We start from the raw sequence: 7,503 nt of genomic DNA, 5'->3' as shown, positions 1-7,503 counted from the left end.
CTGGACAAACTACAACGGATAATCAAAACTTAAAAGAAACAACAACTGTAAGTGAAAATAAAGAAGAGCGTGATTTACCGAAAACAGGTACAAGTGTTGTTTCTACAATTGGAGCAGGCTTGGCGTTTGTTGGAGCAGGATTACTTCTATTATTTAGAAGAAAGAAAGAAAGCAAATAGATAGTCGAGAAATAAAAAAGGATTACCAATTTAGGTAATCCTTTTTTATTATGACATTGTAACTGCTTTTTCTTTCTTCCATGAAAGGCCAAATCCAGTAAATCCGACGATAATCGTTAAGACCGGGCAAGCTAAACAGAAAATTGCGTATGGAAGGTAATCGAATGTTGGAACGCTAAGGACGTTTGTTAAGAATACGCCACTGACACCCCATGGTACGAGTGGGTTAATAACTGTACCTGCATCTTCTAATACGCGTGATAAATTACGACGCTCTAAACCAACTTCATCGTATTTATTAGCAAATGCTTGTCCTGTTAAAACGATGGATAAGTACTGCTCACCAAGTAAGAAGTTTACACCAATTGCAGTTGAAGCAGTAGAAATAATTAAGCGCGTGCTGTTTTTTACGAAGCTAGAGATGATATTCATTAGTTGCGTGATAATACCCATTCCTTGTAATAATCCTCCCATACAAAGAGCTAGGAAAATAAGCGCAATCGACATCATCATGCTTTGTAGACCACCGCGAGATAGTAAGCTATCAATGTCTTTAATACCAGTTTTAGAAACGTAGCCGTCTTGCATAATTTTCATTAAATCAGCTAAAGAAGTGCTAGGTTTAAAAATAAAGAGAATAATAATTCCTACCACAATTCCTGCAAGCAATGTTGGAACGGCTGGAACTTTTTTAAATGCGAATAAGAACAGTAATAAAATTGGAATAAGTGTAACGATAGAAATCGTTGTGTTTTTTTCTAACGTGCTAATAAAGTTTGTGAAGTCAACGTCTCCACTAGTGCCGCTTCCTAAAATGAAAAATGCGATAAAAGCAATAATGAAAGCTGGAACTGTTGTCCAAAGCATGTTACGAATATGCTCAAATAAATCTACACCCGTAACAGCAGGAGCTAAGTTAGTTGTATCAGATAAAGGAGACATTTTATCTCCAAAGAATGCACCAGAAATAATTGCACCAGCGATTAGAGCCGGATCGTATCCGAGAGCACTACCCATACCCATAAAGGCAAGTCCTACAGTTGCGGCAGTTGTAAAGGCACTACCGATACTTGTTCCAACAATTGCACAAACAACAAAAACAGTTGGAACGAAAATCTTTGGAGATACAAGCTGGAAGCCGTACACCATTAAAGTTGGAATTGTTCCAGCAGCGATCCAAACACTAATTAATACGCCTACAAGTAAGAAAATAAAAATAGATGGAATACCAGCGGAAATACTACTGATCATCCCTTTTTCCATAGTAGACCAAGAGATTTTTTTCATAAATCCAAATGCTAATAAAAGAACGATACCAAATAAAATTGGAATGTGTGGTGAAACTTCTAATTGAATAACACTAAAGCCAATACAGAAAAAGATAAATAATGTTAAAAGAACAGATTCAATTTTTGAAACCATTGTTTTTCCCTCCTAAGTAATCTAAAATAGCTCTTTTTTATATAAAATTCGCCAATATTGTTTATTTCCTTCTAAATTTTAGAATTTTGTGACAAATTACCGGTAATTGTTGATTCTTCAATATGATACGGAAATGATTGGATAAAAAAACGTCCCTGCATATAATTATGCAGGGACGAAGAAATCGCGGTACCACCCTAGCTTGTGAAATGAATGTATCACAAAATAAAGGGTCGTATGATATGCGCTAATAAAATAAAAACGCCCCTGCAATATATGCAGGGACGAAAAATTCGCGGTACCACCCTAAATTGTGAAACAGTTTCGTTTCACCACTCTTTAGATATAACGGTCTATAACCGTCTTTCACTACTCCTTACGTTTCGCAAAAGAAGCTCCAGGGGGTAATTCATAATTCGCTCTGTACTGGTTCGCACCGACCACCAGCTCTCTGAAATCAGAAATCGAAATACTACTAAATCCTATCAATGCCGATTCATATGATGTTAGTTAAATTTTTATCACATTTTTAACTTATATGTCAATAAAAATGTGCAATATTTTTTTAGGGAAATAAAGGTTAAATGTTTTTAATGTTCTAAATTTGTACGTTATAATGAATTTGAAAGGGGAGGAAAGAGTGAAGAAAAAAATAATTCTTTTTACCACCTTACTAGTCATTGGCGGAAGTGCTGGAATTTACACAGCTTTTGCAGCTGAATCAGAGCAGGCGAAGCAAAAGCAAATACAGCAGTCAGAAGTGAAGAAAGTGAAAGAAAAGGAAGAGAAGAAGTCGATAGAAAAAGCAGCTGAGAAACTAGGAGTTTCTACTGATGGGAAAACAAAAGAAGAAGTTACGAAAGAAGTAGATAAGGCTAGATTTGAGCAGCGTCATGATTTATTAATTGAGCACGCTAAGCAACTTGGAATTGATACAGAAGGAAAAAAAGATGAAGAGATTATTTTAGAAATCGGAAAGATACAACATGGAAAGTAGAACAACTTATCGTATGATAAGTTGTTCTTTTTTAAGAACTATTTGATTTAAAAATAATTGACAGTCATTTAAATTTAATGTTAACTTTATTTATAAACTAGTTAACATTAGGGGTGACAATTGTGACTGTTAATAGTAATACGACTGAAAAATCGTCTTATACATATGAAGAATTATCGGAGAAAAATAAAGCTTATGTATGGCATCCGTTTACACAAATGAAAGATTATTTAGAAGAAGATCCTGTCATTATTGAACGTGGAGAGGGAAGAAAGCTATACGATGTAAATGGAAATGAATATTGGGACGGTGTTTCATCTATTTGGTTAAATGTTCACGGACATCAAGTACCAGAATTAGATGAAGCAATTCGTGAGCAATTAAATAAAATTGCCCATTCTACTATGCTAGGACTTGCTAACGTTCCATCTATTTTATTAGCAGAAAAAATAATTGAAGTTGTACCAGAAGGTTTGAAGAAAGTATTTTATTCAGACTCTGGTTCTAGTGCCGTTGAAATTGCAATTAAGATGGCCTTTCAATATTGGCAGCATAAAGGAAAACCGAAGAAACAAAGATTTGTTACATTAAAAGAAGCGTATCACGGTGATACAATTGGAGCTGTTTCAGTAGGAGCAATAGACTTGTTTCACCAAGTGTATAGTTCACTTTTATTTGAAGCAATTAAAATGCCTTATCCATATACATATCGTTCTCCTTATGGAAATAATAAGGAGGGAATTGTAAAAAAACATTTAGAAGAAATGGAAGAGTTGCTGAAAGACAAACATGAAGAAATTGCGGCGATTATTGTAGAACCTTTAATGCAAGGTGCTGGCGGTATGATTACAATGCCAAAAGGATACTTAAAAGGGCTACGTAATTTATGTACAAAATATAATGTTTTATTTATTACAGATGAGGTAGCGACTGGATTTGGGCGTACCGGGAAAATGTTTGCATGTGAACATGAAAATGTAACGCCGGACATTTTAACAGCTGGAAAAGGTTTAACGGGCGGATATTTACCAGTTGCAATCACCGTAACGACAGATGAAATTTATAATGCCTTTTTAGGCGACTATGAAGAACAAAAAACGTTTTTCCACGGTCATAGTTATACAGGGAATCCGTTAGGGTGTGCGGTAGCCATTGCGAATCTAGAACTATACGAGAAAACAAATTTAATGGAAGAAGTGGCACGTAAGACAGAATATGTGGCGACGCAATTGGAAGAGCTCTTTGCATATAAACATGTAGGAGATATTCGTCAGTGCGGGTTAATGGTTGGAATTGAACTTGTGAAGAATAAGGAAACGAAAGAAGCGTTTGAATGGACAGAGAGAGTCGGTGTTCAAGTGTGTAAACGCTCAAGAGAGCTGGGCATGATCTTGCGACCGCTCGGTAATACGATTGTATTTATGCCTCCTCTTGCTTCTACAATGGATGAGATTGATGATATGTTACGCATTTTGTATAAAGCAATCTCGGATGTTACGGAGGGAGAATAATGAGTGGTTTTTTTGTAACAGCAACGGATACTGAAGTGGGGAAAACTGTAGTTGCAGGTGCATTAGCAGGTGTATTTAGAGAATTGGGATATAACATAGGGGTATACAAGCCGTTGCAAAGTGGACATGTTGCATCAAATCCAGAGGGAGATGCAGCAAGGTTAAAAGCATTATCAGGTGTACCGACAAAAGAAGATGAAATTTGCCCTTATTCTATTGAAGAGCCACTTGCTCCGAGACTTGCCATGAAAAGAGCTGGAAGAGTAGTACATTTACAAGACATTATGAATCACTATAACGAACGATTGAAAGAGTTTAATAGCCTATTTGTAGAAGGAGCAGGTGGACTGGCTGTTCCGTACACAGAAGATGCTTTAGTAATTGATTTTGCAAAAGAATTACAGCTTCCTCTTATTGTAGTAGCACGTCCTACATTAGGAACAGTAAATCATACCGTTTTAACGATTGCTTATGCAAAGGCACAGGGCTTAACGGTAGCAGGTGTAATTTTATCCGGCTGCAAAGAATGTGAAATGGAAAGAGTACAAGAAAACAAAGAAATGATTGAAGAACTAAGTGGGGTACCGGTTTTAGGTTTATTACCATTCTTTGAAGGTGCATTTACAAAAGAAGAAGTCTTGGAATCTGCAAAAGAGTATATAATGATTTCAAAATTAGAGGAGTTTATCCGAAATGAATCAAACGTGGCGCACACATCTTCAATCTAAATTGCAACAATTAAATGAGCAAGGGCAGTATCGCAATTTGCATGTAACAGAACGAGCAGAAGAGACATGGCTTATTCGAGATGAAAAAAGGATGCTAAATTTAGCGTCAAATAATTATTTAGGGTTAGCTGGAGATGAGAGGTTAAAAGAAGCTGCTATAGCATGCACAAGAAAATATGGAACTGGGGCGACAGCATCAAGGCTCGTTGTAGGAAATTATTCACTGTATGAAGAGGTTGAGAGAAATATATGCGATTGGAAAGGCACTGAAAAAGCCTTAGTTGTAAATAGTGGATATACGGCAAATGTTGGAGTGATTTCTTCATTAGCCTGTCGTCACGATATTGTGTTTAGTGACAAATTAAATCATGCAAGCATCGTTGATGGAATTATATTAAGCGGAGCAGAGCATAAAAGATATCGTCATAATGATTTAGATCATTTAGAGAAGCTGTTGCAAGTAGCACCGCCAAAAAAGAAGAAATTAATCGTAACGGATACTGTTTTTAGTATGGATGGTGATACTGCATATTTACGAGAGTTAGTGCACATAAAAGAGAAATACGGCGCAATGATTATAGTTGATGAAGCACATGCGAGTGGAATATATGGAATGAATGGAGCAGGATTGTCCCATATAGAAAAAGATGTTGCTCAAAAAATTGATATACATATGGGGACGTTTAGTAAGGCTTTAGGGTGTTATGGTGCGTATTTGACAGGCGATGCAATTTATATAGAGTATTTACAAAATATGATGAGAAGCTTTATTTTTACTACTGCTTTACCACCAGGAACGTTAGGAGCGGTACAAAAAGCAATTGAAATTGTGAAAGAAGATAATGAAAGAAGAGAGCGACTTATAGAGAATGGAGCCTATTTTAGGACACATTTGCAAGAAGCTGGTTTTGATATTGGAAATAGCTCAACTCATATTGTACCGATTGTAGTCGGTTCAAATGAAACAGCTTTACGGTTTAGTAAAAGGTTGCAAGAGGTAAGTATTGCAGCAATTGCAATTCGTCCACCAACGGTTCCAGTGAATAGTTCACGGGTCCGTTTTGCAGTTACGTCCCAACATACAATAGCTGATTTGAACTGGGCTATTCAGCATATTATACGCATTGGTAAAGAAGAGGGGTTTTTCGTATGAAAGAGCTAAAGATTATTTTTATTCCTGGATGGGGAATGGAAGAAGGTGTTTGGACTTTAGTTCTGCCATATTTTAAAGGATATTCTGTTCAATGTATCAATTGGCGTAATGTGAAAGAACAAAGTGAATTTGCGGGGCGAATAATAGATGTAGCAAAAGATGAAAATGTGATTTTAGTTGGATGGTCACTAGGAGCGTTAGCGGCAGTTCAAGCCCATAAAAAGGTTAAGGCAAAAGGTATCGTACTAATTGGTGGTACGGCCAAGTTTACAAATACGAGCGACTATAAGAGTGGATGGAATGCTTTGCATGTAGAACGGCTGAAAAAGAATGTAGCGAGAAAGAAAGAAGATACGCTCAAGCGGTTTTATAAAAATATGTTTACGAAAGATGAGCTGAAAGAGAATAACAGGTTTGAAGATATGATAAAACGATTTAAAGGCGATTCTATTCAGTCTTTGCAATTAGGTTTGGAGTATTTAATAGAAGCAGATATGAGGGAAGAACTGAAAGAAGTTAAAGTACCTATACTACTTATTCATGGAGAGCAGGATGTCATATGCCCATTATCTGCAGCGCGTAGTATGGCTGAGAATGAGGCTGCCACGCTCAAGGTAGTAAGTGAGGCTGGACACGCATTATGTGTAATGAATTTTGAATATTGCGGAAATGAGATAATTCAATTTGTAGAGGGGATACGACATGATCAACAAAACGTTACTACAAAAACGGTTTAACGTGGCAGCTGTATCCTACGATCAATATGCAAATGTACAAAAAAAGATGGCACATTCATTACTTTCTAGATTGAAGCAGCGATATAGTGCAAATTCAACGATACGTATTTTAGAACTTGGATGCGGGACAGGATATGTTACAGAGCAATTATCAAGTTTATTTCCGAAAGCGCATATTACAGCCATTGATTTTGCTGAAAGTATGATTGAGGTTGCGAAAACTAGACAAAATGTGAAAAATGTAATGTTTTACTGTGAGGATATCGAAAGATTACGACTAGAAGAAACGTATGATGTCATTATTTCGAATGCCACATTTCAATGGCTAAATGATTTAAAACAAGTGGTAAGAAATTTATTTCATCATTTGTCTATAGATGGGATATTACTCTTTTCGACGTTTGGACATGAAACATTTCAAGAATTGCATGCTTCGTTCCAGCGGGCGAAAGAAGAAAAAAATATACAAAATGAAACATCGATTGGGCAACGTTTTTATTCGAAAAATCAGTTGCGCCATATATGTGAAATAGAAACAGGGGATGTGCATGTTTCTGAAACATGTTACATAGAGAGATTTACAGAAGTTAGGGAGTTTCTACACTCTATTCGAAAAGTAGGAGCGACTAATAGTAATGAAGAATCCTATTGTCAAAGTCCCTCACTCTTTCGTGCGATGCTTCGCATATACGAAAGAGACTTCACGGAAAATGAAGGGATAATGGCGACGTATCACGCTTTATTTATGCACATAACAAAAGAGGGGAAGAGATGAA

At 36.4% G+C, this 7,503-nt stretch carries 8 protein-coding genes and 1 other annotated feature; of the genes, 7 read left to right on the top strand and 1 reads right to left on the bottom strand.

Going from position 1 to position 7,503, the window contains the following annotated elements; all coding sequences use genetic code 11:
* The coding region (locus MR113_RS10070) for an LPXTG cell wall anchor domain-containing protein (protein WP_242253932.1) at window positions 1-179 on the top strand (179 nt) is incomplete at its 5' end.
* A gap of 48 nt (window positions 180-227) precedes the next feature.
* On the opposite strand, the gene nhaC is transcribed toward MR113_RS10070, so the two are convergent.
* Window positions 228-1,601: a Na+/H+ antiporter NhaC gene (gene nhaC, locus MR113_RS10065; protein ID WP_242253928.1), complete on the bottom strand. Its 1,374-nt coding sequence runs from the start codon at window positions 1,599-1,601 to the stop codon at window positions 228-230.
* A 277-nt stretch (window positions 1,602-1,878) separates the two neighbouring features.
* Window positions 1,879-2,099: a binding site (T-box leader), on the bottom strand.
* 142 nt (window positions 2,100-2,241) lie between these two features.
* On the opposite strand from nhaC, the gene MR113_RS10060 reads away from it, so the two are divergent.
* From MR113_RS10060 to bioC, 6 genes are all read left to right on the top strand, one after another.
* The gene (locus tag MR113_RS10060) at window positions 2,242-2,598 is read left to right on the top strand and encodes a hypothetical protein (RefSeq protein WP_242253926.1); all 357 of its coding nucleotides are present in this window, start codon (window positions 2,242-2,244) and stop codon (window positions 2,596-2,598) included.
* A 122-nt stretch (window positions 2,599-2,720) separates the two neighbouring features.
* A complete protein-coding gene (gene bioA / locus MR113_RS10055; RefSeq protein WP_242253924.1) occupies window positions 2,721-4,109 on the top strand; it encodes an adenosylmethionine--8-amino-7-oxononanoate transaminase in 1,389 nt (462 codons plus the stop codon).
* Window positions 4,109-4,837 (top strand): ATP-dependent dethiobiotin synthetase BioD, encoded by a 729-nt coding sequence (gene bioD / locus MR113_RS10050; protein ID WP_242253922.1) that lies wholly within the window; start codon window positions 4,109-4,111, stop codon window positions 4,835-4,837. The genes bioA and bioD overlap by 1 nt, the downstream gene beginning before the upstream one ends.
* Window positions 4,803-5,990, top strand: a complete 1,188-nt coding sequence (gene bioF, locus MR113_RS10045; protein WP_242253920.1) for an 8-amino-7-oxononanoate synthase — start codon at window positions 4,803-4,805, stop codon at window positions 5,988-5,990. Before bioD ends, bioF begins: the two co-directional genes overlap by 35 nt.
* Window positions 5,987-6,727, top strand: coding sequence for an alpha/beta fold hydrolase (locus tag MR113_RS10040; RefSeq protein WP_242253918.1), 741 nt, complete (start codon window positions 5,987-5,989; stop codon window positions 6,725-6,727). The genes bioF and MR113_RS10040 overlap by 4 nt, the downstream gene beginning before the upstream one ends.
* Window positions 6,693-7,502 carry a malonyl-ACP O-methyltransferase BioC gene (gene bioC / locus MR113_RS10035; protein ID WP_242253915.1) on the top strand — a complete coding sequence of 270 codons (810 nt, stop codon included), beginning with the start codon at window positions 6,693-6,695 and terminating at the stop codon, window positions 7,500-7,502. The genes MR113_RS10040 and bioC overlap by 35 nt, the downstream gene beginning before the upstream one ends.
* The last annotated feature ends 1 nt before the right edge of the window (window position 7,503 follow it).

Origin of the sequence: Bacillus cereus group sp. BfR-BA-01379 (genome assembly GCF_022663605.1) — a bacterium.
Classification (GTDB): domain Bacteria; phylum Bacillota; class Bacilli; order Bacillales; family Bacillaceae_G; genus Bacillus_A; species Bacillus_A mobilis.
This window is presented reverse-complemented; position numbering and strand designations above follow the sequence as displayed.